The organism is Burkholderia sp. SCN-KJ (genome assembly GCF_024656005.1).
In the GTDB taxonomy this organism is placed as follows: Bacteria; Pseudomonadota; Gammaproteobacteria; order Burkholderiales; family Burkholderiaceae; genus Burkholderia.
The window spans coordinates 93,185-118,624 of sequence record NZ_JANKOG010000001.1; the positions used below are offsets into that span (position 1 = coordinate 93,185).

Below are 25,440 nucleotides of genomic sequence, written 5' to 3' on the forward strand. Positions count from 1 at the left end.
AAAAGGATCAGTCCTGTTATTTGTCTTCGACGCGCAAGATCGCGAGGAACGCCTCCTGCGGGATCTCGACCGAACCCACCTGCTTCATGCGTTTCTTACCTTCTTTCTGCTTCTCGAGCAGTTTCTTCTTTCGCGTGATGTCGCCGCCGTAGCACTTCGCGAGCACGTTCTTGCGCAGTGCCTTGATGTTCTCGCGCGCGACGATGTGCGCGCCGATCGCGGCCTGGATCGCCACGTCGTACATCTGGCGCGGAATGATCTCGCGCATCTTCGCGGCGACCTCGCGACCGCGGTATTGCGACTGCGACCGGTGCACGATGATCGACAGCGCGTCGACCTTGTCGCCGTTGATCAGCATGTCGACCTTCACGACGTCCGACGAACGGTATTCCTTGAACTCGTAGTCCATCGACGCATAGCCGCGCGACACCGACTTCAGGCGATCGAAGAAGTCGAGCACGATCTCGGCCATCGGGATTTCGTACGTGAGCTGCACCTGGCGGCCGTGATACTGCATGTTGATCTGCGAGCCGCGCTTCTGCTCGCACAGCGTGATCACGGAACCGACGTAGTCCTGCGGCATGTACAGGTTCACGGTGACGATCGGCTCGCGCACTTCGGCGATGCGGCCAGGCTCCGGCATCTTCGCCGGGTTCTCGACCATGATCGTCGAGCCGTCGCTCTGCACGACCTCGTAGACGACCGTCGGTGCGGTCGTGATGAGGTCCATGTCGAACTCGCGCTCGAGTCGTTCCTGCACGATTTCCATGTGCAGCAGCCCGAGGAAGCCGCAGCGGAAACCGAAGCCGAGTGCCTGCGACACTTCCGGCTCGTACTGCAGCGACGCGTCATTGAGCTTCAGCTTCTCGAGCGACTCGCGCAGCGCGTCGTACTGGTTCGCCTCGACCGGATACAGCCCCGCGAACACCTGCGGCTTCACTTCCTTGAAGCCCGGCAGCGGCTCGGCGGCCGCCTTGGTCGCGTGCGTGACGGTATCGCCGACCTTCGCGGCCGTCAGTTCCTTGATGCCGGCGATGATGAAGCCCACCTGCCCCGCCGACAGCGAGTCGAGATTGCGCGACTTCGGCGTGAACACGCCGACGTGCTCGACCGGATACTGCGCGCCGGTCGCCATCATCTTGATCTTGTCCTTCGGACGCAGCGTGCCGTTGACGATCCGCACGAGCATCACGACGCCGACGTAGTTGTCGAACCACGAGTCGATGATCAGCGCCTGCAGCGGCGCGGCCGGATCGCCCTTCGGCGGCGGCACCTTCGCGATCAGCGCTTCGAGCACGTCCTCGACGCCGAGACCCGTCTTCGCGCTGCAACGCGTCGCGTCGGTCGCGTCGATGCCGATCACGTCCTCTATCTCCTCGATCGCGTTCTCGGGGTTCGCGGCCGGCAGGTCGATCTTGTTCAGCACCGGCACGACCTCGACGCCGAGCTCGATCGCCGTGTAGCAGTTCGCGACCGTCTGCGCCTCGACGCCCTGGCTCGCGTCGACCACGAGCAGCGCCCCTTCGCACGCGGACAGCGAACGGCTGACTTCGTACGAGAAGTCGACGTGCCCCGGCGTATCGATCAGGTTGAGGTTGTAGACCTTGCCGTCGCGGGCGCGATAGGACAGTGCAGCCGTCTGCGCCTTGATCGTGATGCCGCGCTCGCGCTCGATATCCATCGAGTCGAGCACCTGCGCTTCCATTTCACGGTCGGCGAGGCCGCCGCATACCTGGATGATGCGATCCGCGAGCGTCGACTTGCCATGGTCGATGTGCGCGATGATCGAGAAATTGCGAATATGATCCATTCAGTGCCGATCAAGCGAAAAAGGCGCGCTCGACGACTGCGGAGCACGCCTTGTAAGTCGGTGAAAAAACGGCTTATTTTAGCCGAAAAGGCCTTTGCCGGGCGGTAATTTGGGGCGACCGATCAGGGGCGGCCAGCCAGGAGCGCCTCGCCGGAGGCCCTGGCCGGCGGGTCCGCCGCCGGAAGCCCCGCGCAACGCGCGGCCGGCCGGCAGCGCAGCCGGGTTCAGCGCCGGGCCGCGAGCGCCCCGCGCACCCTCGCCTCGTCGAACCGGTGGCGGCACACTTCCGTGCCGTCCAGCAACAGCACCGGCACGTCCTCGTCGTAACGGGCAACGAGTGCCGGATCCGCATCGATGTCGACGTAGTCGACCGCGACGCCGAATTCGGCCGCCACCGGCGCCAGCGCATCGCGCAGGTCGTCGCACAGATGGCACCAGCCGCGGCCGTAGAGCGTGAACATCGGCGCGTTACTTCTGAACCGGGCGCGGGCGCACCGGCACGAACTGCGTGTTGTCGCCGCGCCGCACCAGCACCGCGACCGCCTTTTGCGGATCGAGCTGCGCGGTGACGTCGGCGAACTGCTTCGCGCTCGTGATGTCGGTGTCGCCGACGCGCAGCACGATGTCGCCGCGCTGCAGCCCCGCACGGGCCGCCGGGCCGTCGACGCCGTCAATCTGCACGCCGTTCTTCAGCTTCAGCGACTTCAGCTGATCCGCGGAAAGGTCACTGACCGTCAAGCCGAGCGAATTCGCCGGGCGCGGCTTCTGCGGCGCACTCTTGCGCTGCTCGGCCTTCGCCGTCGTCTCGGCCGGCGTCTCGGCGATCGTGATCGGCAGATCGCGCGCCTGACCCTTGCGCCACACGCTGACGGTCGCCTTGGTGCCCGGCTTCGTGTCGCCGACCATGCGCGGCAGATCCGACGCCGCATCGACCGGCCGGCCGTTGAACTTCAGAATGATGTCGCCCGGCTGGATGCCGGCCTTGTCGGCCGGACCGCCCGGTTCGACGCTGCTGACGAGCGCGCCTTCCGCCTTCGGCAACCCGATCGAGTCGGCCACGTCCTTCGTCACCTCGCCGATCGCCACCGCGATACGGCCGCGCGTGACCTTGCCGGTCGCCTTCAGCTGGTCGGCCACGCGCATCGCCTCGTCGATCGGGATCGCGAACGAAATGCCCATGAAACCGCCGGTGCGGCTGTAGATCTGCGAGTTGATGCCGATCACCTCGCCCTGCATGTTGATCAGCGGGCCGCCCGAGTTGCCGGGATTCACCGCGACGTCGGTCTGGATGAACGGCAGGTAATCGCCCGTGTTGCGGCTCTTCGAACTCACGATGCCGGCCGTCACGGTGTTGTCGAGGCCGAACGGCGAACCGATCGCGACGACCCACTCGCCGACGCGCACCTTGTTCGAATCGCCGATCGCGACGACCGGCAGGTTCGACGCCTGGATCTTGACGACCGCGACGTCCGTGCGATCGTCGACGCCGATCAGCTTCGCCTTGAATTCGCGCTTGTCGGTCAGCGTCACATAGATGGTGTCCGCGTCGTCGACGACGTGCGCGTTGGTCATCACGTAGCCGTCAGCCGACACGATGAAGCCCGAACCGACACCGCGGTTCTGCTCGGTGTCGGGCGGATTGTCCGGCGCCGGCGCGTTCTTCGGATTGCCATTGCCGCCGCCGCCACCACCGTTGCCGGGCGCCTGCGGCAGCGGAATGCCGAAGAAGCGCCGGAAGAATTCCGACATGTCGCCATTATCGAAGCCCGGCGGGAGCACGCCGCGCGGGCCGGGCGTCGGCACGTTCGCGGTGGTCCGGATGTTCACGACAGCCGGCCCGACCTTTTCGACCAGATCGGCGAAATCGGGAAGGCTGGCAGCGGGAGGCGTGACCGCGGCCGCGGTATGCGGGGCGAGCGGCAGGCAGGCACACAGCACCGCCGCCGCGAACACTTTGCGCAGCGTGAGTTTCATCATGTCGGAAGCCGTAGCGTTACTTGGAAGCCTTGTATTCTATGGCAGACGCGAACTGCTGCAACGTGGCCGGCGGCACTTCGCCGAGCACGGTGATCCAGTAGTCGCCGCGACGCTTCACGAGCACGTGGGTCGCGCCGGTGCTGCCCGCGCCTTCCTTGCGCGTATTCTTTTCAGCCGGCTCGATGAAGACGGAGATCGTCGCGAGGCCGTCCGTGAAGACGGCCTGGTCGACCGGAATCGGCGGATCGCCGGCGTCGCGCGCGGCCATCGGCCGGCGCACCTCGCGAATCTTCCGGAAGCCGGCGATGGTCGGCGCGATCTGCCAGCCCTGCGCCTCCATGTCGACCGCCGCGACCGGCGGGCGGACCACCGTCCAGCCGCTCAGGTTGCGCATGCCGGCCGCGATCGCGGATTTGTCACCGGTCGCGCCGCCCGTCTGCAGTTGCGAAAACGCGACCTGCTCGAGCACGTGATCGCTCGCATCGAGCGTCTGCGAACGCAGCAGCAGCCCGGTGCGGGTGTCGGCCCACAGCTTGTAGGTGAAGCGGTACGCGTCCTTCGGCACGAGCTCGACCACCTGCGCGTCGATCCCGGCCACACGGTCCTTGCCGAGCAGCTTCGCGTCGTAGACGGACATCACGTGCTCGCCGCCGGCACCGAGCAGCGCGGGGAACGAATCGCGCGTCTGGCGGCGCTCGACCACGCACAGCTTGCGCTCGGGCACGAACGTGTACAGCTCGTCGTTATGCCGCAGCACCTTGCGCGGCTTGCCGTCGAGCGACTCGATCCGCTCGAACTCGCCGTCACGGGACGCCACATGCGCGATGCGCGACGACTGGACATACCCGCCGCGCTGGTAGACGAACGTACCCTCGTAGCTCTGCTGCTGCGCCGCCTGCTGGATGCGGTCGAGCCAGTCCGCCGCACCCTTGCGGGTCGCGACGGGATCGTCCGGTTGCTGGGCGCTGGCAGGCAGGGATTGAACGGACAACAGGGCGGCTGCGCAAAGCAGGAGAGCCGGCAGCCGCTTCCATCCGGAGATGGCGTGATTCAACTGCAATGTCCGCATCGGGTTTATTGGCCTGGCGTGGTGGTCACGGCAGCGCGGATCAGCGGCATCGAGCCCGTGACGACGGGCTGCTGCGCGAATTGCTGATGCGCTTCAAGGTATTGGTCGAGACTTGCGTCGCGGATGATGTTGACGTCCTGCAGGCCCGGCTGCGCCGATGCCTGTGCAACCGTCACGCGCTGCAGGTTGCCGCTCTGCGGCGCGCCTGCCGATGCGACCTGGACGGCGCCCGGCACACCGGCCGTCTGCATCTGCGGGACGACGATCCACGTCAGCGTGGCTGCCGCGGCGGCCACCGCGAACGCGGGCACGACACGCCGGCGCAGCGACAGCAGCTTGCGCGCGGCCGGCGCGGCGGCCGGCGCGAGCAGGTGCGGCTCGCTTTCGAGCGCGGCGGACATGCGCGCTGTGAACGCGACGCTCAGCGCGGGCGACAGCGCGAGCTCGTCCGAGCGCAGCGCATCGCCGATCAGGTGGTAATGGGCCCACGCAGCGCGATCCGCGCGGTCGAGCTCAGCCAGAAACTGCCCGTGATCCGGGCCGTCGAACAGTTCACCGTCGACCAGAGCGGAAAGGCGCTCGCTGCGCGAGCACGCTTGCGACTGCGTATTGACCGACCCCATGATGCTCCCCATCTTGCACACACCCCGTCGTGATTTCACGACTCTATCCGTAACTAGACCCCGACCCGCGTCGTTGCACCCGTCGCGCTTACCAGCGCTTGCCTTCGGGCGTATCGAGCAGCGGACGCAATTTCGCAGCGATTGCCTCGCGCGCCCGGAAGATCCGCGACCGGACCGTCCCGATCGGACAATCCATCATTTCCGCGATCTCTTCGTAGCTCAAGCCCTCGATCTCGCGCAGCGTAATCGCCTGGCGCAGCTCTTCGGGCAGGACGGCCATTGCAGCGTTGACCGTCTCGGCAATCTGCTTGCTCATCAACATCGACTCAGGCGTGTTGATATCCCTTAGTTGGTCTGCGTCGGAGAAAGTTTCCGCTTCCTCGGCATCGGCCTCGGTGGAGGTCGGTGCCCGCCGGCCTTGCGTCGCAAGGTAGTTCTTCGCCGTATTGACGGCAATCCGGTACAACCACGTGTAGAACGCCGACTCGCCGCGAAATTGCGGCAGCGCACGATACGCCTTGATGAACGCGTCCTGGGCCACATCCTCGACCTCGGCGGGATCCCGCACGAGGCGCGAGATCAGCCGAATGATCTTGCGGTGGTATTTGGAGACCAGGAGTTCGAACGCTGCCTTGTCGCCTTTCTGTACGCGCTCGACCAGAGCCTGATCGATTTCTTTTTCACTCACCTGACAAATCCGTTAACTAGGGATGCAACGCGGAGCGTTATTGTAGCGTTCCGGCGCCGGCCGCTGGTTACGGCTGGTAACCGCGCCGCCGTCATGCCCGTCCCGCCGTGCCCGCGGTACGCGCCAGCACGGACAACGCGCTGAACGACGCGGCGTCGAGCGCATCGGCCGGAATCAGCAACGGCCGCGCGCGCCGGGCGCCCTGCCCGACCGACAGCACGAGCAGCAGGCTGCTCCAGTGTGCATGACCCGTCACGCGGCCCCGGGCCAGCAAGCGCCCGGTGCGGCCAAACGCCGCAATCTCCCCGAATGCATCGATCCGCAACTCGGCCGGCAGCCGGCAGCCGGCGGGCACAGGCCCGCGCGGCGCACACGGCAAGCAGCGCGGTCGTCGCCGCCGACACGCACGCACCGGCGGCGGCACCGGCCCGCGGCGCCCAGAACAGGTACGCGGAGGCGGCCGCCGCCGCGACGAACGCGGCCAGCACCACATACGACACGGCCGAGCCCCGCAATGCAAAGCACTGCGGACGCCCGGCCGGAGCATCGAATGGACTCGTCAAGCGATTTCAGCGTCAGACGCGCTTGAACACCAGCGTGCCGTTGGTACCGCCGAAGCCGAAGTTGTTCTTCACGGCCACGTCGATCTTCATGTCACGCGCGGTGTTTGCGCAGTAGTCGAGATCGCACTCGGGGTCCTGGTTGAAGATGTTGATGGTCGGCGGCGACACGTTGTTGTGCAGCGCCAGCACCGTGAACACCGACTCGAGGCCGCCCGCGCCACCCAGCAGGTGGCCCGTCATCGACTTCGTCGAGTTCACCACGAGCTTGTACGCGTGCTCACCGAATGCCGCCTTCACCGCATCGGACTCGTTCTTGTCGCCGAGCTGCGTCGACGTGCCGTGCGCGTTGAGGTACTGGACCTCGTCCGCGTTCACGCCGGCGTCGCGCAGTGCCGCGACCATGCAGCGGCGCGGACCGTCCATGTTCGGCGCGGTCATGTGGTACGCATCGCCCGTCATGCCGAAGCCCGAGACTTCCGCATAGATCTTCGCGCCGCGTGCCTTCGCCGCCTCGTATTCCTCGAGCACCATCACGCCTGCACCCTCGCCCAGCACGAAGCCGTCGCGGTCCTTGTCCCACGGACGGGACGCGGTGGCCGGATCGTCGTTGCGGGTCGACAGCGCGCGCGCGGCCGCGAAACCGCCGATGCCCAGCGGCGACACCGTCGATTCGGCGCCGCCCGCGACCATCACGTCGGCGTCGCCGGCCTGAATCAGGCGCGCCGCGAGGCCGATGCTGTGCAGACCGGTCGTGCAGGCCGTCACGGCCGCGAGGTTCGGGCCCTTCAGGCCGAACATGATGCTCAGGTGACCCGAGATCATGTTGATGATCGAACCCGGCACGAAGAACGGCGAAATCCGGCGTGGGCCGCGATCGACGTAGGTCTGGTGCGTGTCTTCGATCATCGGCAGGCCGCCGATACCGGAGCCGACCAGCACGCCGATGCGTTCCGCATTGGCTTCGTTCACTTCGAGGCCGCTGTCCCGGATCGCCTGGACGCCGGCTGCGATGCCGTAATGGATGAACGTATCCATGTTGCGGGCTTCCTTCGCCGGGATGTACTCCTCGGCGCTGAAACCCTTCACTTCGCCCGCGAAATGGCAGGCGAGGTTCGACGCATCGAACTTCGTGACGGTGGCGATACCGGACTTGCCGGCGACGAGATTGGCCCAGCCGTCGGCAACATTATTGCCAACAGGCGAAATCAGCCCCAGGCCTGTAACAACAACACGACGGCGGCTCACGGTAACCTCTTTTCCATTATTGGATGACAAAAACAAAAGCCACAGTGGCCACAGGAACCAGCCCTGCGAGCCCTGTGGCTGTTAGTCCGTCCGGCACGAAGCCGGCAGGATGGCGCGTCAATCGCGAAGATCGCGGCGACGTGGCGGACAAGCGCGAAAGGCGCTTACGCCTTGACGTTTGCGCGAGCGTAGTCGATCGCTTGCTGAACGGTCGTGATCTTCTCTGCTTCTTCGTCCGGGATTTCCATGCCGAACTCGTCTTCCAGAGCCATCACCAGTTCGACCGTGTCGAGCGAATCCGCGCCCAGATCGTTCACGAACGATGCTTCGTTCTTGATCTCGGCTTCCGCGACGCCCAGTTGCTCAGCGACGATCTTCTTGACACGTTGTTCGATGTTATCCATTACCCCTCCGAGGGAAAGTTCAGATTTACAAGTGCGCGCATTTTATCAGGTTTGCTGACGGCAAAACGCGCGTTGGCTTGATGGTCGATCAAGCACCGATCCGCCTGAAAAACGGGATACGGCGCGGATGGTAAACGAAAACCGTTACGACATGTACATGCCGCCGTTCACGTGCAGCGTCGTGCCGGTGATATAACCGGCCTGCGGCGATGCGAGGAACGCGACGGCATGGGCGATGTCTGCCGGGCTGCCGAGGCGGCCGAGCGGAATCTGGGTCTTGAGCGCGGCCTGCTGTTCTTCCGGCAGCGTCTTCGTCATGTCGGTGTCGATGAAGCCCGGCGCGACGCAGTTCACCGTGATGCCACGGCTGCCGATTTCACGTGCAAGCGCACGCGTCATGCCCGCGACGCCGGCCTTCGCGGCCGCGTAGTTGACCTGGCCCGGGTTGCCGGCCGAGCCGACCACCGACGTGATGTTGATGATGCGGCCGCCGCGGGCCTTCATCATCGGGCGCAGCACCGCGCGCGACAGGCGGAACACCGACTTCAGGTTGGTGTCGATCACCGCATCCCAGTCCTCGTCCTTCATCCGCATCGCGAGCTGGTCCTGCGTGATCCCCGCGTTGTTGACGAGCACGTGGAGCGCGCCGAATTCCTTCACGGTCGCGTCGATCAGCGCTTCGGCTGCCGCCGCGTCGTTGACGTTCAGCACCGCGCCGCGGCCCGTCACGCCCGCTTCCGCGAACCCGGCGGTAATCGCGGCGGCGCCCGATTCGCTCGTCGCCGTGCCGATCACCGTCGCGCCCAGGCGCGCGAGTTCGAGCGCGATCGCCCGGCCGATGCCGCGCGATGCGCCGGTCACGATCGCGACCTGTTTATCGAGGGTCTTTTCCATGAATCGAATATCCGTCTCTTGAGGAAAGGCGCCGCGTCAGGCGGTCGCCAGCTTCAGTGCTTCGTCGAGCGAAGCCGGATCGAACACCGATGCGCCGACCAGGTTGCCGTCGATGCGCTTCGTCAGGCCTGCCAGCACCTTGCCCGGACCGCATTCGATCACGTGCGTGACGCCCGTGCCCGCGATGTGCCGCACGCATTCGACCCAGCGCACCGGGCCCGCGGCCTGGCGCACCAGCGCGTCCTTGATCGCGGCCGGATCGCTGACCACCGCGACGTCGATGTTGTTGACGACCGGAATCTGCGGCGCCTTCACGTCGACGTTTGCCAGATAGTCGCGCAACTGGTCCGATGCCGGCTTGAGCAGCGACGAATGGAACGGCGCCGATACCGGCAGCGGCAGCGCGCGTTTCGCGCCCTTCGCCTTCGCGATCTCGCAGGCCTTCTCGACGGCCGCCTTCGCGCCCGCGATCACGACCTGCGCCGGCGCGTTGAAGTTCACCGCTTCGACGATACCCGCTTCCGCGGCTTCGGCGCACACGGCGCGCACCGTGTCGTCATCGAGACCCAGGATCGCCGCCATGCCGCCCTGGCCGACCGGCACGGCCGTCTGCATCGCCTGCGCGCGGAAGCGCACGAGCGGCACCGCGTCCTTGAACGCGATCGCGCCCGCGGCGACGAGCGCCGTGTATTCGCCGAGGCTGTGGCCCGCGACGATCGACGGTGCCGGACCGCCGGCCTGCTGCCATGCGCGATAGCACGCGTAGGCGGCCGTCAGCATCACGGGCTGCGTGTTGGTGGTCAGATTCAGCTCTTCGGCCGGACCTTCGGCGATCAGCTTGCCGAGATCCTGATTGAGTGCATCGGATGCTTCCTGGAGCGTCTCGCGCACGACGGCGAGATCGGCGAATGCGTTGAGCATGCCGACCGACTGCGAGCCCTGCCCCGGAAAAACGAATGCGAATTTCATATCGTCCCCAATTGAATCGATTCGGACGGCGCGCACGAACGGCGCGCCGGTTCGGGATCCGCGCGCAGCAGTTGCGCGCCGCGGATCAGTAGCGGAAGACGGACGCGCCCCACGTGAAGCCGCCGCCGACGCCTTCGATCAGCACGTGCTGACCGCGCTGGATGCGGCCGTCGCGCACCGCGGCGTCGAGCGCCAGCGGGATCGACGCCGCCGACGTGTTGCCGTGCTGGTCGACCGTCACGACCATGCGCTCCTGCGGCAGGCCGAGCTTGCGGCAGGTGCTGGTCATGATGCGGATGTTGGCCTGGTGCGGAATCAGCCAGTCGACCTGCTCGGGCGCGAGGTTCGCCTTGGCGAGCGCCTCGATCGCGACCTTTTCGAGCACGTTGACCGCGAGCTTGAACACGGCCTGCCCATCCATGTACAGGAACGCGCTGCCGTCGATCACACCGCGATTGACGTTGCCCGGCGTGCAGAGGATGTTCGAATAGCTGCCGTCCGCGTGCAGCGCGCTGCCGAGCACGCCCGGCTCTTCCGATGCGGACAGGATCACCGCGCCCGCGCCGTCGCCGAACAGCACGCACGTCGTGCGGTCCTTGAAATCGAGAATGCGCGAGAACGTCTCCGCGCCGACGATGAGCGCCGTACGGTGCTGGCCGCTGCGGATGAAGCTGTCGGCCGTCGCCATCGCATAGGCGAAGCCCGAGCACACGGCCTGCACGTCGAATGCCGCGCCGCCGTTCTTGATGCCGAGCTTGTTCTGCAGCAGGCAGGCCGTGCTGGGGAACACGAAATCGGGGGTCGAAGTCGCGACGATGATCAGGTCGATCGACTGCGGATCGATATCGGCCGCCTCGATCGCACGGCGCGCCGCTTCGAGCGCGAGATCGCTCGTCGTGACGTCCGGTGCGGCGAAATGGCGCGCATGGATGCCCGTGCGCGCAACGATCCACTCATCGCTCGTCTCGATGCCTTCCTTCGCGAGACGGTCGGCGAGCTGCTGGTTCGTGACCCGGTCGGGCGGCAGGTAGCTGCCCGTGCCGAGCACGCGGGAATAGAGAGTCGATTGGGCCATTTATGCTTTAGAGGATTGCGCAGCGGAAGGTTCGGCGTGGTGGCCTGCGGCCGGGCTCGTCGGGCCTGCGCCGCCCGCGTCGTGTTCGCCGTCGCCGAGCGACACCGAATTGTCCGCCATCGCACGCGTGAGGCGCTCCAGCACGCCGTTTTTGACGGCATCATAACCCCGTTTGATCGCCCACTCAAACGCGTAGGCGTCGGCCGAACCGTGGCTTTTGATCACGAGGCTCTTCAGCCCGAGCAGCGCCGCGCCGTTGTACTGGCGGTGGTCGACGCGCTTCTTGAAACGCATCAGCACCGGCAGCGCGAGCAGCGCCATCAGCTTCGACATCAGCGAACGGCCGAACTCCTCGCGGATGATGTCGGACAGCATCTGCGCGAGCCCTTCGGACGTCTTCAGCGCGACGTTGCCGACGAAGCCGTCGCAGACGATCACGTCGACCGTGCCTTTGTAGATGTCGTTGCCTTCGACGTTGCCGCGGAAATTCAGCGTGCTGGCGCGCAGCAGTTCGCCGGCGCGCTTGATGGTCTCGTTGCCCTTGATGACCTCTTCGCCGATGTTCAGCAGGCCGATCGTCGGACGCTCCTTGCCTTCGAGCGCGGCGACGAGCGCGTGCCCCATCTCCGCGAACTGCAGCAGGTGCTGCGGCTCGCAGTCGACGTTCGCGCCGAGGTCCAGCATCATCGTATAGCCGGTCGGGTTCGGCAGCGCGAACGCGATCGCGGGCCGCTCGATGCCGGGCAGCGTCTTGAGCACATAACGGGAAACGGCCATCAGCGCGCCGGTGTTGCCGGCGGAGATGCAGGCCTGGGCCGCGCCTTCCTTGACGTGGTTGAGCGCGACACGCATCGAAGAATCCTTCTTCTTGCGCAGCGCCACTTCGACAGGGTCGTCCATCGCCACGACTTCGGTGGCGGGCACGATGGTCAGCGCGGGATCGTCGAGGGCTTTCAGCTTTTTCAGCTGAGCGCGGATCGCGCTTTCGATGCCGACGAGCATCAGGTGCGCATCGGGATGCGCGCGGACGAACTTGACTGCCGCGGGAACGGTCACGGACGGGCCGTGGTCGCCTCCCATGCAATCGATTGTGAGCTTTACGGTCATGGAATGCGACGAATTTCAGGCACAAAAAAGCGGCAGTTGAATGCCGCCTTTTTGTTGAGCCAGGAAAGTGTCAAGCGAACCAGTTGTCACGCGAACGGCGATCGTAGCGCGCAACGCGTGACTTGACGCTTAGTCGTTCTTCGTCTTGACGACTTTCTTGCCGCGATAGTAGCCGTTCGGGCTGACGTGGTGACGCAGGTGCACTTCACCCGTGCTCGGCTCGACTGCCAGCGGCGCTGCCGTCAGGAAATCGTGCGAACGATGCATGCCGCGCTTCGACGGCGACTTCTTGTTTTGCTGGACTGCCATGACTAACTCCTAAATAATTTTCCGGATTCTAACACAGCCCGATCCGGCGCTTAACTACCCTGGCCCAAAGCCCTTACGCCTTCCCGCGCCACAACTGCTTAGTGTTTCTTGCTGCCGTCCCCGTCCTTCTTCAGCGCTTCCAGCGCTGCGAACGGATTCGGCCGTTTGCCTTCGTCCTCGTCTTCGGCGGACTCGTCGTCCGCGTCTTCCGAAGGACCGCTCGCACCCGACACGAGGCTTTCGTGAACTGCCGGGCAAACCTCGTGCTTGGGCACGAGCGGCAACGAAAGCAGCAATTCCTCTTCGATCAAGTCGACGAGATCGAACTGGCGGGAGCCCACGATCACATCGGCTTCATCGTCGTCGAGCGGAAATTCTTCAGCTTCTTCTTCGGTTGCAACGACCCGGTACGTCATGTCGACGTCGAACGTCTGATCGTACGGGGTCATGCAGCGCTGGCACGTGAGCCACGCATGGCCGTGCACCGCGAGGCGCAGATACGGCTGCTGCCCATCGGCGCCGTCGTCCTGCAGCTCCTTCTGGGTGAACCCTTCGGCCTGCCACGTGAAGACCGTGTCGCGATCGGGCGCGTCCGCCGGCACTTCGTTCAGCATGCGCGGCAGTTGCGACAGGCGCACGGCACCCGCTGCCTGCCGCCCGCTGCGGGCGAATTCGAACAGGTCGACCGCATGCGGATCAAGCGCTGCCGCAGGCTTGCCAGAAGAAGTGTTCATGTTGCGCTCCTGCCTACAGGCTGACTTGCGGGATCCGGCTTGCTGGCGCCACTCATTTGACGCCGCGCACGTACGCGATCTACGCCACGTACGCCTCGCACGCGCCTCGCACGATTACGTACTTTACTTCCGAAGACCCGGCAGGCGCCACCACTGCGGAAAGCCTGCCGACGAAAAGCGGGAAAGCATACCTGTTTTACCTTTTGCGGTCAATCACTTATGCTTGCGCCCTTGCAACACCACGCCACACCCGACGACTCACCGACCCAACCGATCATGCCGGATACCGTTTGCCGCCCGCCGCGGCTGATTCTCGCCTCCAGTTCCCGCTACCGCCGCGCGCTCCTCGAGCGCCTGGGCCTGCCGTTCGACGTCGTGTCGCCCGACGTCGACGAAACCCCGCTCGCGGGCGAAACGCCGGCCGCGACCGCGCTGCGCCTCGCCGGCGCGAAGGCGCGCGCGGTCGCCGCGACGATCGACGCGCCCGACGGCGTGCTCGTGATCGGGTCGGACCAGGTCGCGACGTTCGACGGCCACCAGATCGGCAAGCCCGGCACGCACGAGCGCGCGCTCGCGCAGCTGCTGTCGATGCAGGGCCGCGACGTCGAATTCCACAGCGCGCTCAGCCTGTACGACAGCCGCACCGGCGAAACGCAGAGCGAGGACGTCGTCACGCACGTGCGCTTTCGCTCGCTGCCTGAAGTCGAACTCGATGCGTACCTGCGCGCGGAAACGCCGTACGACGTCGCCGGCAGCGCGAAGTCCGAAGGGCTCGGCATCGCGCTGCTGGATGCCATCGACTCCGACGACCCGACGGCGCTCGTCGGCCTGCCGCTGATCGCGCTCACGCGGATGCTGCGCGCCGTCGGTTATCCGCTGTTCGCCGCACCCCAAGGAGACCGCGCATGACCGCCGGCACGCTCTATCTCGTCCCGAACACGCTCGGCGAGGGCGACGCATCGATGCTCGCCGCCGTGCTGCCCGCCGCCGTGCAGGCGCGCGCCGGCACACTCGGCTATTACATCGGCGAAAACGCGAAAACGACCCGCGCGTTCCTGAAGAAGATCGGCACGACCCGGCCGATCCAGGAAATCGAGATCAGCGAGCTGAACGTCAATACGCCGGCCGGCGCCATCGACCGGCTGCTCGCGCCGATACTGGCCGGCGCGGACGCCGGCCTGGTGTCGGAGGCCGGCTGCCCGGCCGTCGCCGATCCGGGCGCGCTGCTGGTGCGCCGCGCGCACGAGCGCGGCGTGAAGGTCGTGCCGCTCGTCGGGCCGAGTTCGATCCTGCTCGCGTTGATGGCGTCGGGCCTGAACGGCCAGAGTTTCGCGTTCAACGGCTACCTGCCGGTCGACGCGGCCGCACGTGCGAAGCGCTTGCGCGAACTTGAGCAACTGTCACGCAAGGCGCGCCAGACGCAGATCTTCATCGAGACGCCGTACCGGAACCAGGCGATGCTCGACACGCTGATCGCGACCTGCGCGCCGTCGACGCAAATCTGCGTCGCGGCCGACCTGACCCTCGAGACCGAGACGATCGCCAGCCGCTCCGTGGCGGACTGGAAAAAGACGCCTGCGCCGAATCTGCAGAAGCGCCCCGCCATCTTCCTGCTGCTCGCGAACTGAAGCCGGCGGCCGCGCGACCCGGGGCGCCCTGCCCCGTTCGCCGCGGCGCCGGCCGGCCGCCACTCAGCGCAGGCTGAACGACGTGCCGCCCGCGGTGAGCGCCTTCATCGCGGCACCGCCGACCGCCGCGCCGAACTTGCGCGCGACGCGGTTCGTCAGGCTTTCCTTCACCGTATAGTCGACGAGATCCGGCGCCTTCAGCACGTCGCGCGCGACCGTGTCGGTCGTGCCGTAGCCGTCGGCGAGCCCGAGCTCGACGCTCTTTTCGCCGGTCCAGAACAGGCCCGAGAACATGTCGGGCGTTTCGTGCAGCCGCTTGCCGCGGCCGTCCTTCACGGCCTTGATGAACTGCGCATGGACCTGGTCGAGCAGCGCCTGCGCGTGGGCATCCATCTTCGGCGTCTCGGGCGAGAACGGGTCGTAGAAGCCCTTGTTTTCGCCCGACGTATGCAGGCGGCGATCGACGCCGAGCTTGCCCATCAGGCCCGTGAAGCCGAACCCGTCCATCAGCACGCCGATCGAGCCGACGATGCTCGCCTTGTCGACGAAGATCTTGTCGGCGGCGGATGCGATGTAATAACCGCCCGATGCGCACATGTCGGTCACGACGACGTACAACGGCTTGTCCGGATACTTCTTGCGCAGCCGGCGGATCTCGTCGTAGACCATCCCGGCCTGCACCGGGCTGCCGCCCGGGCTGTTGATCCGCAGCACGACGCCGGCCGTGCCGCTGTCGTCGAAAGCGGTATCCAGCGCCGTGTTGATGTCGTCGGCGTTCGCGTTGGTGCCCGCCGCGATCTCGCCGTCGATCGTCACGAGCGCCGTGTGGCGGCCGCTCGCCGAGAATTTCGAGTCGCTCGAGAAATCGATCAGCGCGAACGCGAACAGCACGAACACGCCGAGGAACGCGAAGCGGAAGAAGATCTTCCAGCGCCGCGCGGCGCGCTGCTCCTTGACGGCCGCGAGCGCGATCCGCTCGAGCGCCGCGCGCTCCCAGTTCGGTTCGCGGCTGTCGGGACGGGACGAGGAATCAGGAAGGTTCGGTTGGTCGGCCATGCAGTGGTGTCGTCAGTCGGTCGTGGCGGGAGGGGGCGAAGCGGCGGGACCCAGGTCGGCATCCGGCACCCAGAATACCGCACGCCCGTCCGGCGTGTCGCGCTCGTCGACCTCGACCGGCCGCAGGCGGCCGCCGCGGCACGGGCCGCCGACGCACTTGCCGGTATCCGGCGCGTAGATCGCGCCGTGCGTCGCGCACATCAGGTACAGGCCCGACGACTCGAAGAACTGCCCTTCGGCCCAGTCGAGCTCCATCGGCACGTGCGCGCAGCGGTTCAGGTAGCCGTATGCACGGCCTTCGTAGCGCACGAAGAACACGACCGCCTGCTCGCCGCGCAGCGTCGCATCGACGCGCACGCCGGCGCCGCCGTCGGCCAGCGCGTCCGATGCGCACACGCGCACGGCATCCGGCGCCGCGCTCACGCGTGCTCCCGCAGCCACGCGGCCAGCGCGCCGACGTCCGGCGCGACGAAGCGCGGTGTCAGCGCAGCCAGCGCATCGGCCGTATGCGCGCCGTACGCGACGCCGATGCCGGCCGCCCCCGCACTCGCGGCCATCTGCAGGTCGTGCGTGGTGTCGCCGATCATCACGGTACGCGCAAGATCCTGCCCCAATTCGCGGGTCAGTTCGTGCAGCATCGCCGGGTGTGGCTTCGAGAACGTTTCGTCCGCGCAGCGCGTCGCATCGAACAGGCTCGTGAGCTTCGACTGGTCGAGCACGCGGTTCAGCCCGACCCTGCCCTTGCCGGTCGCGACCGCGAGCAGGTAGCCCGTATCGCGCAATTCCGCGAGCAGTTCGCGCACGCCGGCGAACAGCTCGATGCGCTGATCGTCCAGCAGGTAGTGATAGCGGTAGCGTTCGGCCAGCCGTGGATAGTCGGACGGATCGAGGGTCGGAGCAGTAATCTGCAGTGCATCGCGCAGGCCGAGGCCGATGACGTAGCGGGACGCCTCGTCCGACGGCGTGGGCAGGCCGAGATCGCGGCAGGCGGCCTGGATGCTGTGCGCGATGTGCGCAGTCGAATCCATCAGCGTGCCGTCCCAGTCGAAGACGATCAGATCAAATTGCTGTCGGGCCATGCGAGTCAGGCGGTATCGCGCAGAGCGCTGAGTTGATCGAGGAAGCGCCGGCATTCGTCCGGCAGCGGCGCATCGAACTGCAGCGCCTCGCCGGTCAGCGGATGCGCGAGCTTGAGCCGGTGCGCATGCAGGAACATCCGTTTGAGCGACGGTTGCGCGTTCGCGCGCGCCAGCGCCTTGTTCAGTGCGAAATCGCCGTACTTGGCGTCGCCGGCGATCGGCAGGCCGAGATGCGCGAGGTGCACCCGGATCTGATGGGTCCGACCCGTTTTGAGTTCCGCTTCGACCAGCGCGTAGTCCGGCCAGCGCTCGATCAGGTTGAACACCGTGTGCGACGGCAGGCCATCGTCCTGCACGCGCACGCGCCGCTCCCCTTCCGGGGTCGAATACTTGAACAGCGGCGCCTTCACGGCACGGCGGCGCCCCCAGTCGGGCTGCCATTCGCCGTGTCCGCACGCGAAGTAGCGCTTGTCCATCCGGTTCTCCCGGATTTGCTCATGAAGGCCGACGAGCGCCGTGCGCTTCTTCGCGAGCATCAGGATTCCGGAGGTCTCGCGGTCGAGCCGATGCACGAGTTCGAGGAATTTCGCACGCGGGCGCGCCTGGCGCATCTGCTCGATCACGCCGAACGCGACGCCGCTGCCGCCGTGCACGGCGACGCCGGCCGGCTTGTTGATGACGAGCAGCGCGTCGTCTTCGTACAGCACCTCGAACTGCGCGGGCGGCACGATCGGCGTGTCGGCGCGCGCGAGGTCGGCGGCCGCCACCCGCACGGGCGGGACGCGGACGAGATCGCCGAACGCGAGACGGTACTGGGCGTCGACCCGACCCTTGTTCACGCGGACTTCGCCGCTGCGCAGGATCCGGTAAATATGGCTTTTGGGCACGCCTTTACAGACGCGCAACAGGAAGTTGTCGATCCGCTGACCGGCCGAGTTTTCGTCGATCTGGATCATCGATACCTGGCCGCTTGCGACTGAATTCTGGGATATTTTGCCTAACTCATTCATACTGAATATAATTTTGCCCAGCCTGACGTTGAGGGTGGCCTGACAGGCCGGTCCGACGGAATCGGGCAAGGCGCAAGCGCAAACCGTTATTTTACTTGCGCCGGGGGTCTGCTGCTCGCCCCTAATCAAAGAGATGCAGCAAGTTGCACGCACGGCGCCGGCCGTCGGCAAGGATCGCGCCCACAGGCGGATTCGGTCGACCAGGCGCCGCGGTAACGGAAAGTTGGTTGAAAAGAATTTGATCGGCAGCCCGACGGCGCGAGGTGCGTCCGCAGGCTGCCGGTTGCGAAAATTACGGCGTTGCGCCCGATTTGGCCCCGCGAAGCGTGCGGGGCTTGGCGACGTCAAACCAGGGAAGTACACCCCAGGCGGGAAAGTCGGGCTGGATTCGATACTCCCCGCTGCGGCCCAAGCCGCAGCATCTGCCGCCCGTCGGCGCGCGCGACGCATTGCGCGCGCCCCGTGGCAGTGCCCCGGTCTCAGGCTTAGCGCGCTTTCGCAGCGTGCGGTGTGTGGACGCCGTGCTTTGAAGCCGTGTTCGCAGGTGCCCTATGGCCGCCGGCCCCGTCTTTCGGGCCCAAGCGCCTCTTCAGGCAATTCTCCCCGCCATCCTTCCCGCTCCAGCGTGCTTGTGACAACACAACAAGGCGCGGCCTGCCGTCGTTCCCGCCCTCGCGACTGACAACCGCGAGGCGCCGGCAGCAGAGCCGCCTGGAGTCGTTCATGAAACGCATGCTGTTCAATGCGACGCAGCAGGAGGAGCTGCGCGTCGCCATCGTCGATGGGCAAAAGCTCATCGACATCGACATCGAGACAGCCGGGCGCGAACAGCGCAAAGGCAATATCTACAAAGGTGTCATCACGCGCATCGAGCCGTCGCTCGAAGCGTGCTTCGTCAACTACGGCGAAGACCGCCACGGCTTCCTGCCGTTCAAGGAAGTCGCCCGCCAGTACTTCAAGGAAGGCATCGACATGCGCTCCGCGCGCATCCAGGATGCCCTGCGCGAAGGTCAGGAGCTGATCGTCCAGGTCGAGAAGGAAGAGCGCGGCAACAAGGGCGCCGCCCTCACAACCTTCATCTCGCTCGCCGGCCGCTACCTCGTGCTGATGCCGAACAATCCGCGCGGCGGCGGCGTATCGCGCCGGATCGAAGGCGACGAGCGTCAGGAACTGCGCGAAACCATGGCGCAGCTGCAGATTCCGGACGGCATGAGCATGATCGCCCGCACCGCGGGCATCGGCCGCAGCGCCGAGGAACTGCAGTGGGACCTGAACTACCTGCTGCAGCTGTGGCGCGCAATCGAAGCGGCGTCGCAAAGCGGCAATGCCGGCCAGCCGATGCTGATCTATCTGGAATCGAGCCTCGTGATCCGCGCGATCCGGGACTATTTCCAGCCCGATATCGGCGAAATCCTGATCGATACGACCGAGATCTACGATCAGGCCCGTGCGTTCATGGACATCGTGATGCCGGACAACGTGTCGAAGGTGAAGCGCTACCACGACGACGTGCCGCTCTTCTCCCGCTTCCAGATCGAGCACCAGATCGAGACCGCGTACTCGCGCACGGTGCCGCTGCCGTCGGGCGGTGCGATCGTGATCGACCACACCGAGGCGCTCGTCGCGATCGACGTGAACTCGGCGCGTGCGACCAAGGGCGCGGACATCGAGGAAACGGCGACCCGCACGAACCTCGAGGCGGCCGACGAAGTGGCCCGCCAGCTGCGCCTGCGCGATCTCGGCGGCCTGATCGTGATCGACTTCATCGACATGGAGTCGGCGAAGAGCCAGCGCGAAGTCGAGCAACGCCTGAAGGACGCGCTCAAGCACGACCGTGCGCGCGTGCAGATGGGCAAGATCTCCCGCTTCGGCCTGATGGAACTGTCGCGCCAGCGCCTGCGTCCGGCCCTGTCGGAAGGCAGCCACGTGACGTGCCCGCGCTGTAACGGCACGGGCCACATCCGCGATACCGAATCGTCCGCGCTGCAAGTCCTGCGGATCATTCAGGAAGAAGCGATGAAGGAAAACACCGCGGCGATCCATTGCCAGGTGCCGGTCGAGGTGACCGCCTTCCTGCTCAACGAAAAGCGTCAGGAAATCAACAAGATCGAGTCGCGCTTCAAGGTCGGCATCGTGCTGATCCCGAACAAGCACCTCGATACGCCGCACTACAAGCTCGAGCGCCTGCGCCATGACGACGCGCGCCTCGACGATCCGCGCGCGTCCTGGAAGATGGCCGAGGAAGCCGCCCGCGAACTGGAATCGGAAACCGGCTACAGCAAGCGCGCGGCCGACGTGAAGCCGAAGCAGGAAGCGGCGGTCAAGGGCATCACGCCCGAGCGTCCGGCGCCGAGCCCGGCACCGCAGCGCCCGGTCGAGCCGGTTGCGGCACCCGCACCGGTCGCCGCGGCGAGCGGCGGCTTCATCGGCTGGCTGAAGGGCCTGTTCGGCATCTCGCCGGCTCCGGCGCCCGCGCCGGTTGCACCGGCACCGGCCAAGGAACAGGCTGCCCGTCCGGCCCGCGAGCGGACCGAGAAGACCGAGCAGCGCGGCGGCGATCGCAACCGCAATCGTCGTGGCGGCGCCCAGCAGGCTCAGGGTGGTCGCGACCAGGCAGCGGCAGGCCGTGGCCAGTCGCAACGCCAGGAGCGCGAAGGCAAGGAAGCGCGCGAGCCGCGTGAACCGCGCGAGGGTCGCGAACCGCGTGAAGGCCGCGAGCCGCGCGAAAGCCGTGAAGGTCGTGAAGGTCGTGAAGGTCGTGAGGGCCGCGAAGGTCGCGAGGGCCGTGGCCCGCGCGAAGGCCGCGAACCGCGCGAGCCGCGTGAAAGCCGTGAGCCGCGCGAACCGCGCGAGAACCGCGAACCGCGCGAGCGCACCGAGCAGCCGGAAGCCGTCGAGGCAGCCGGCCGCGGCGAGCGCCAGGAACGCGGCGAACGTCGCGAGCGCGGTGAGCGCCGCAAGCCGACGCAACACGCGGCTACGCTCGAGACCGTCACCCGTGGCGAGAACCATCCGGAAGCGGAAGCCGACCAGGCCGCAGCCGTCGCCCTGCCGGGCGCCGATGTCGCAGCCGACGCGGAAGCCGGCGCACGTGACGGCGAGGAACGTCGTCGCCGCCGCCGCGGTCGCCGCGGCGGTCGTCGCGAGCGCGAAGACGAAGGCGCAGCCGTCGACCACGCCGAGCAAGGCGCGGACGGCGAAGCCGTGCAAGCTGTGACGACGGAAGCCCCGAGCGCGGGCGAGCCGGCCCATACGGCCGCACCGGTCGCCGTGGCAGCGGTCGCCGCAGCGGGCGCCGTGGTATCCGAGGCCGCAGTCGAACAGCGTGCCGAAGCGGTCGAGCCGGCCGTGGTCGAGCCGGAACCGGCACCGGTTCGCGTCGAAGCGACGCCGGTCGCGCCGATCGAGCCCGCCCCGGTCGCACCGGTCGCCGAATCGGTACCGGTCGCGCCGGCCGCTGCTCCGGAAGCCGGCCCGGCGCCGGTCGCGGTGTCGCCGACCGATGCGTTCGAAGTGCCGGCTGCCGTCGAAGCGCCGCAGTTCGCGCCCGTCGAGCAAGCCGCACCGGCACCGGTCGCCGCGGTTGAAGTCGCTCCGGCACCGGTCGCGCCGGCAGCCGTCGAACCGGCTCAGGTCGAACCGGCCCCGGTCGAAGCCGTTGCCGCGCCCGCGCCGGCGCCGGTTCAACCGGCCGCTGCGCCCGCTTCGGCGAGCCTCGACGTCGTGCTGGAACAAGCCGGCCTCGTGTGGGTGAACACGGATGCCGACAAGTTCCGCGCTGCCCAGGAAGCCGCGTCGCGCCTGCCGCGTCCGGCCCGCGTGCCGCGCGAGCGCAAGGCGCTGCCGCCGGTCGATACGACCCCGATGCAGCAGGTCGAGACGTCGCACCATTAAGTGGCGCATCGCCCGACCAGGAAAAGCCCGCCTCCGGCGGGCTTTTTCATGTCCGCGCTGCGGGTTTCCGCCCACCGGCCCGGCCGGCCGCTTGCGGCTAAAATAGAAGACTGGCTCGCACTTCTTTCAACATGTCCCGACGCATCATTCCCCTCGCCGACGTCAGCGGGATGCCGGATATCTCCGGCGTCGCGCATACCCCTGACGGCGCCCTGGCCGACACGTTCGCCAGGCCGCTGCGCGACCTGCGCATCTCGGTGACGGATCGCTGCAACTTCCGTTGCGTGTACTGCATGCCGCGGGACGTGTTCGACAAGGACTACCCGTTCCTGCCGCACAGCGCCCTGCTCACGCACGAAGAGATCGAGCGCGTGGCACGGCTGTTCGTCGCGCACGGCGTCGAAAAGATCCGGATCACCGGCGGCGAGCCGCTGCTGCGCAAGAACCTCGAATTCCTGATCGAGCGCCTCGCGCGCCTGACGACCCACGACGGCCGCCCGCTCGACCTGACGCTGACCACCAACGGCTCACTGCTCGCGCGCAAGGCGCGCGCGCTGAAGGATGCCGGCCTCACACGCGTGACGGTCAGCCTCGACGCGCTCGACGACACGCTGTTCAAGCGCATGAACGACGCCGACTTCGCGAGCGCCGACGTGCTCGACGGCATCTTCGCCGCGCAGGCCGCGGGCCTCGCGCCGGTCAAGGTCAACATGGTCGTGAAGCGCGGTACCAATGACAGCGAGATCCTGCCGATGGCCGAGCGCTTCCGCGGCACCGGCGTGATCCTGCGCTTCATCGAATACATGGACGTCGGCACGTCGAACGGCTGGAACATGACCGAAGTGTTGCCGTCCGCGGACGTCGTCGCACGGATCGCCGAGCAGTTCCCGCTCGTGCCGCTCGAGCCGCACACGGCGGCGGAAACCGCGCAGCGCTGGGGCTATGCGGACGGCAGCGGCGAAATCGGCGTGATCTCGAGCGTGACGCAGGCATTCTGCGGCGACTGCACGCGCGCGCGGCTGTCGACCGAAGGCAAGCTGTACCTGTGCCTGTTCGCGTCGAGCGGCCATGACCTGCGCGCACTGGTGCGCGGCGGCGCGAGCGACGCCGAGATCGCGACCGCGATCGCCCGGATCTGGCAGGCCCGCACCGACCGCTACTCGCAGCTGCGCGGCAGCGCGGCCGCCGAGGCCGCGCCCGACGGCGCCGGCAAGCGCGTCGAAATGTCGTACATCGGCGGCTGACGCGCGCCGCCCGCCCCGCTTTCCCGCGATGCCCGCTTCCGCCTCGCCTTCCATCACCGGCCTGCTGCTCGCGGGCGGGCGCGCGACGCGCATGGACGGCGCCGACAAGGGCCTGCAGCTGCTCGACGGTACGCCGCTCGCGCTGCACGTGCTGCGCCGGCTCGCGCCGCAGGTCGACGAGACGCTGATCAGCGCGAATCGCAACGCCGCGCGCTACGCCGAACTCGGTGCGCCGTTCGACGCGCGCATCGTGCCGGACGAAACCCCCGATTTCCCCGGCCCGCTCGCGGGCCTGCTCGCCGGCATGCGCGCGGCGCGCGCACCGCTCGTCGCGTGCTCGCCGTGCGATACGCCCTATTTGCCGGCCGACCTCGTCGCGCGCCTGCACGCGGCGCTCGACGCGCAGCAGGCCGACATCGCGATGGCGGTGACCGTCGACGCGCACCACGCGCGTTCGCAGCAGCCGACCTTCGCGCTGCTGCGCGCGTCGCTCGCCGACGATCTCGCGGCCAGGCTCGCGGCCGGCGAGCGCAAGGTGCGTGCGTGGTACGCACGCCACAAGACGGTCGAAGTCGAGTTTCGCGACGAGCGTGCGTTTTACAATGCCAATTCCTGGCAGGAACTTGCCGCGCTTGCCCGCCGCTGACGGCACCGGCATCCGTTCCCGCCCGCCGCATGCGCCTTCGCGCTTCGGCGCCCTCCGCGCGCCACCGGCCACGAACCCGATACGCCTTGCGGCGCAGTCCAACTGATGATCACGCAATCCTCGCCCGCCTCCCGAACCGCACCCGATTCCGCGGCCCCGCTGTCGCTCGCCGATGCGCAGGCGCTCGCGTGCCGGTTCGCGGTGCCGGTCGACGCGTGCGAAACGGTGCCGCTGCATGACGCCCTCGACCGCGTGCTCGCGGCCGACGTGAATGCGCCGTTCGACATTCCCGCATACGACAACTCGGCGATGGACGGCTATGCATTCGACGGCAGTGCAGTCGCGCTGGCAGCGGCCGCCGACATCGCGCTGACGGTCGCCGGCACGGCGCTCGCCGGCCATCCGTTCGATGGGGCCGTGGTGCCCGGCACGTGCATCCGCATCATGACCGGCGCGTCGATGCCGGCCGGATGCGACACGGTCATTCCGCAGGAACGCGTGCGCGTCGACGGCGACGTCATCCGCTTCGCCGCACACGACGTCGCGCGCGGCGCAAACTGCCGCCGGGCCGGCGAGGATCTCGCGCGCGGCGCCTGCGCGCTTGCCGCCGGCCGCATCCTGCGCCCGTCCGATCTCGGCCTGCTCGGATCGTTCGGGTTGCGCGAAGTCACGGTGCGCCGCCGCGTGCGTGTCGCTGTGTTCTCGACCGGCGACGAACTGCGCGAACCCGGCGAGCCGCTCGGCCGCGGCACGCTGTACGACAGCAATCGCGGGATGCTGGTCGCGATGCTCGAAAGGCTGCACATCGACGCACTCGAACTCGGGATCGTCCGCGACGATCCGGCCGCGCTCGAACGCGCATTGCGCGATGCGGTCGCCGCACAGGCCGACGCGGTGATCACGTCCGGCGGCGTGTCGGTCGGCGAAGCCGATTTCACGCGCGACGTGATGGCGCGGCTCGGCGACGTGACCTTCGCGAGCCTCGCGCTGCGGCCCGGCCGGCCGCTCGCGTGCGGCACGCTCGCGCGTGCGGACGACGGCGCAGGTCACGCGCTGTTCTTCGGGTTGCCCGGCAATCCGGTCGCTTCCGCCGTGACGTTCTACGCGATCGTGCGCCCCGCGCTGCTGACGCTGGCCGGCGCGCATGCGCCGCCGCCGGCGATGTACACGGCACGCAGCACGCAGGCGCTGAAAAAGCGTCCGGGCCGCACCGAATACCTGCGCGCCATTGCGACGCGCGCCGCCGACGGCCAGTGGGACGTCGCGCCGGCCGGTTCGCAGAGTTCCGCATCGCTGAGCGGCCTCGCGGCCGCCAACTGTTTCATCGTCCTGGGCCATGATTCCGCGGCAGTCGACGCGGGCGCCCCGGTCGACATCCTGCCGCTCGACGGCCTGATCTGAATTCCAATCGGTATA

Annotated in this window: 24 protein-coding genes and 1 pseudogene; 6 read left to right on the forward strand and 19 right to left on the reverse strand. The window is 67.4% G+C overall.

The window, feature by feature from the left end:
- Window positions 1–16: 16 nt before the first annotated feature.
- The 15 genes and pseudogenes from lepA to NQV17_RS00455 all read right to left on the reverse strand — a co-directional run bounded on the left by lepA (window position 17) and on the right by NQV17_RS00455 (window position 13,467).
- Window positions 17–1,810, reverse strand: coding sequence for a translation elongation factor 4 (gene lepA / locus NQV17_RS00385; RefSeq protein WP_044844766.1), 1,794 nt, complete (start codon window positions 1,808–1,810; stop codon window positions 17–19).
- A gap of 224 nt (window positions 1,811–2,034) precedes the next feature.
- The gene (locus tag NQV17_RS00390; RefSeq protein WP_257767790.1) at window positions 2,035–2,271 is read right to left on the reverse strand and encodes a glutaredoxin family protein; all 237 of its coding nucleotides are present in this window, start codon (window positions 2,269–2,271) and stop codon (window positions 2,035–2,037) included.
- 7 nt (window positions 2,272–2,278) lie between these two features.
- Window positions 2,279–3,787, reverse strand: a complete 1,509-nt coding sequence (locus NQV17_RS00395; protein ID WP_257767792.1) for a DegQ family serine endoprotease — start codon at window positions 3,785–3,787, stop codon at window positions 2,279–2,281.
- A 16-nt stretch (window positions 3,788–3,803) separates the two neighbouring features.
- A complete protein-coding gene (locus tag NQV17_RS00400; RefSeq protein ID WP_124487456.1) occupies window positions 3,804–4,856 on the reverse strand; it encodes a MucB/RseB C-terminal domain-containing protein in 1,053 nt (350 codons plus the stop codon).
- Between the two features lie 5 nt (window positions 4,857–4,861).
- The gene (locus NQV17_RS00405; RefSeq protein ID WP_257768795.1) at window positions 4,862–5,479 is read right to left on the reverse strand and encodes a sigma-E factor negative regulatory protein; all 618 of its coding nucleotides are present in this window, start codon (window positions 5,477–5,479) and stop codon (window positions 4,862–4,864) included.
- Between the two features lie 88 nt (window positions 5,480–5,567).
- On the reverse strand, window positions 5,568–6,167 hold the full coding sequence (gene rpoE, locus NQV17_RS00410; protein WP_006752490.1) for an RNA polymerase sigma factor RpoE: 600 nt from the start codon (window positions 6,165–6,167) through the stop codon (window positions 5,568–5,570).
- Window positions 6,168–6,258: 91 nt separating this feature from the next.
- Window positions 6,259–6,730 (reverse strand): annotated as a pseudogene (locus tag NQV17_RS00415) (hypothetical protein).
- Window positions 6,731–6,742: 12 nt separating this feature from the next.
- Window positions 6,743–7,975: a beta-ketoacyl-ACP synthase II gene (gene fabF / locus NQV17_RS00420; protein ID WP_044844772.1), complete on the reverse strand. Its 1,233-nt coding sequence runs from the start codon at window positions 7,973–7,975 to the stop codon at window positions 6,743–6,745.
- 164 nt (window positions 7,976–8,139) lie between these two features.
- Window positions 8,140–8,379, reverse strand: coding sequence for an acyl carrier protein (gene acpP / locus NQV17_RS00425; protein ID WP_004197638.1), 240 nt, complete (start codon window positions 8,377–8,379; stop codon window positions 8,140–8,142).
- A 144-nt stretch (window positions 8,380–8,523) separates the two neighbouring features.
- Entirely contained in the window at window positions 8,524–9,273 is a 750-nt protein-coding gene (gene fabG, locus NQV17_RS00430; RefSeq protein WP_044844773.1) for a 3-oxoacyl-ACP reductase FabG, read from the reverse strand.
- A 36-nt stretch (window positions 9,274–9,309) separates the two neighbouring features.
- Window positions 9,310–10,242, reverse strand: coding sequence for an ACP S-malonyltransferase (fabD, locus tag NQV17_RS00435; protein ID WP_044844774.1), 933 nt, complete (start codon window positions 10,240–10,242; stop codon window positions 9,310–9,312).
- Between the two features lie 85 nt (window positions 10,243–10,327).
- A complete protein-coding gene (locus NQV17_RS00440) occupies window positions 10,328–11,317 on the reverse strand; it encodes a beta-ketoacyl-ACP synthase III (RefSeq protein ID WP_044844775.1) in 990 nt (329 codons plus the stop codon).
- Window positions 11,318–12,424: a phosphate acyltransferase PlsX gene (gene plsX / locus NQV17_RS00445; protein WP_044844776.1), complete on the reverse strand. Its 1,107-nt coding sequence runs from the start codon at window positions 12,422–12,424 to the stop codon at window positions 11,318–11,320.
- A gap of 129 nt (window positions 12,425–12,553) precedes the next feature.
- Entirely contained in the window at window positions 12,554–12,733 is a 180-nt protein-coding gene (rpmF, locus tag NQV17_RS00450) for a 50S ribosomal protein L32 (RefSeq protein WP_006051932.1), read from the reverse strand.
- A 98-nt stretch (window positions 12,734–12,831) separates the two neighbouring features.
- Window positions 12,832–13,467 carry a DUF177 domain-containing protein gene (locus NQV17_RS00455; protein ID WP_044844777.1) on the reverse strand — a complete coding sequence of 212 codons (636 nt, stop codon included), beginning with the start codon at window positions 13,465–13,467 and terminating at the stop codon, window positions 12,832–12,834.
- Between the two features lie 276 nt (window positions 13,468–13,743).
- On the opposite strand from NQV17_RS00455, the gene NQV17_RS00460 reads away from it, so the two are divergent.
- Both NQV17_RS00460 and NQV17_RS00465 read left to right on the forward strand, forming a co-directional pair.
- Window positions 13,744–14,376, forward strand: a complete 633-nt coding sequence (locus NQV17_RS00460) for a Maf-like protein (RefSeq protein WP_257767824.1) — start codon at window positions 13,744–13,746, stop codon at window positions 14,374–14,376.
- Window positions 14,373–15,095 (forward strand): SAM-dependent methyltransferase, encoded by a 723-nt coding sequence (locus NQV17_RS00465; protein WP_257767826.1) that lies wholly within the window; start codon window positions 14,373–14,375, stop codon window positions 15,093–15,095. The genes NQV17_RS00460 and NQV17_RS00465 overlap by 4 nt, the downstream gene beginning before the upstream one ends.
- Window positions 15,096–15,158: 63 nt before the next feature.
- On the opposite strand, the gene NQV17_RS00470 is transcribed toward NQV17_RS00465, so the two are convergent.
- The 4 genes from NQV17_RS00470 to NQV17_RS00485 are packed head-to-tail and all read right to left on the reverse strand — an operon-like array spanning window position 15,159 to window position 18,240.
- Window positions 15,159–16,151 carry a S49 family peptidase gene (locus tag NQV17_RS00470; protein ID WP_257767828.1) on the reverse strand — a complete coding sequence of 331 codons (993 nt, stop codon included), beginning with the start codon at window positions 16,149–16,151 and terminating at the stop codon, window positions 15,159–15,161.
- A 12-nt stretch (window positions 16,152–16,163) separates the two neighbouring features.
- Entirely contained in the window at window positions 16,164–16,574 is a 411-nt protein-coding gene (locus NQV17_RS00475) for a Rieske 2Fe-2S domain-containing protein (protein ID WP_257767830.1), read from the reverse strand.
- Window positions 16,571–17,230, reverse strand: a complete 660-nt coding sequence (locus NQV17_RS00480) for an HAD-IA family hydrolase (RefSeq protein WP_044844782.1) — start codon at window positions 17,228–17,230, stop codon at window positions 16,571–16,573. The genes NQV17_RS00475 and NQV17_RS00480 overlap by 4 nt, the downstream gene beginning before the upstream one ends.
- A 5-nt stretch (window positions 17,231–17,235) precedes the next feature.
- Window positions 17,236–18,240: an RluA family pseudouridine synthase gene (locus NQV17_RS00485; protein ID WP_257768797.1), complete on the reverse strand. Its 1,005-nt coding sequence runs from the start codon at window positions 18,238–18,240 to the stop codon at window positions 17,236–17,238.
- A 723-nt stretch (window positions 18,241–18,963) separates the two neighbouring features.
- On the opposite strand from NQV17_RS00485, the gene NQV17_RS00490 reads away from it, so the two are divergent.
- The 4 genes from NQV17_RS00490 to glp all read left to right on the forward strand — a co-directional run bounded on the left by NQV17_RS00490 (window position 18,964) and on the right by glp (window position 25,425).
- Entirely contained in the window at window positions 18,964–22,134 is a 3,171-nt protein-coding gene (locus NQV17_RS00490; RefSeq protein WP_257767833.1) for an Rne/Rng family ribonuclease, read from the forward strand.
- A 131-nt stretch (window positions 22,135–22,265) separates the two neighbouring features.
- On the forward strand, window positions 22,266–23,378 hold the full coding sequence (gene moaA / locus NQV17_RS00495; protein ID WP_257767835.1) for a GTP 3',8-cyclase MoaA: 1,113 nt from the start codon (window positions 22,266–22,268) through the stop codon (window positions 23,376–23,378).
- A gap of 28 nt (window positions 23,379–23,406) precedes the next feature.
- Window positions 23,407–24,024 (forward strand): molybdenum cofactor guanylyltransferase MobA, encoded by a 618-nt coding sequence (gene mobA / locus NQV17_RS00500; protein WP_257767837.1) that lies wholly within the window; start codon window positions 23,407–23,409, stop codon window positions 24,022–24,024.
- 105 nt (window positions 24,025–24,129) lie between these two features.
- Window positions 24,130–25,425 carry a gephyrin-like molybdotransferase Glp gene (gene glp, locus NQV17_RS00505; RefSeq protein ID WP_257767839.1) on the forward strand — a complete coding sequence of 432 codons (1,296 nt, stop codon included), beginning with the start codon at window positions 24,130–24,132 and terminating at the stop codon, window positions 25,423–25,425.
- Window positions 25,426–25,440: the final 15 nt, after the last annotated feature.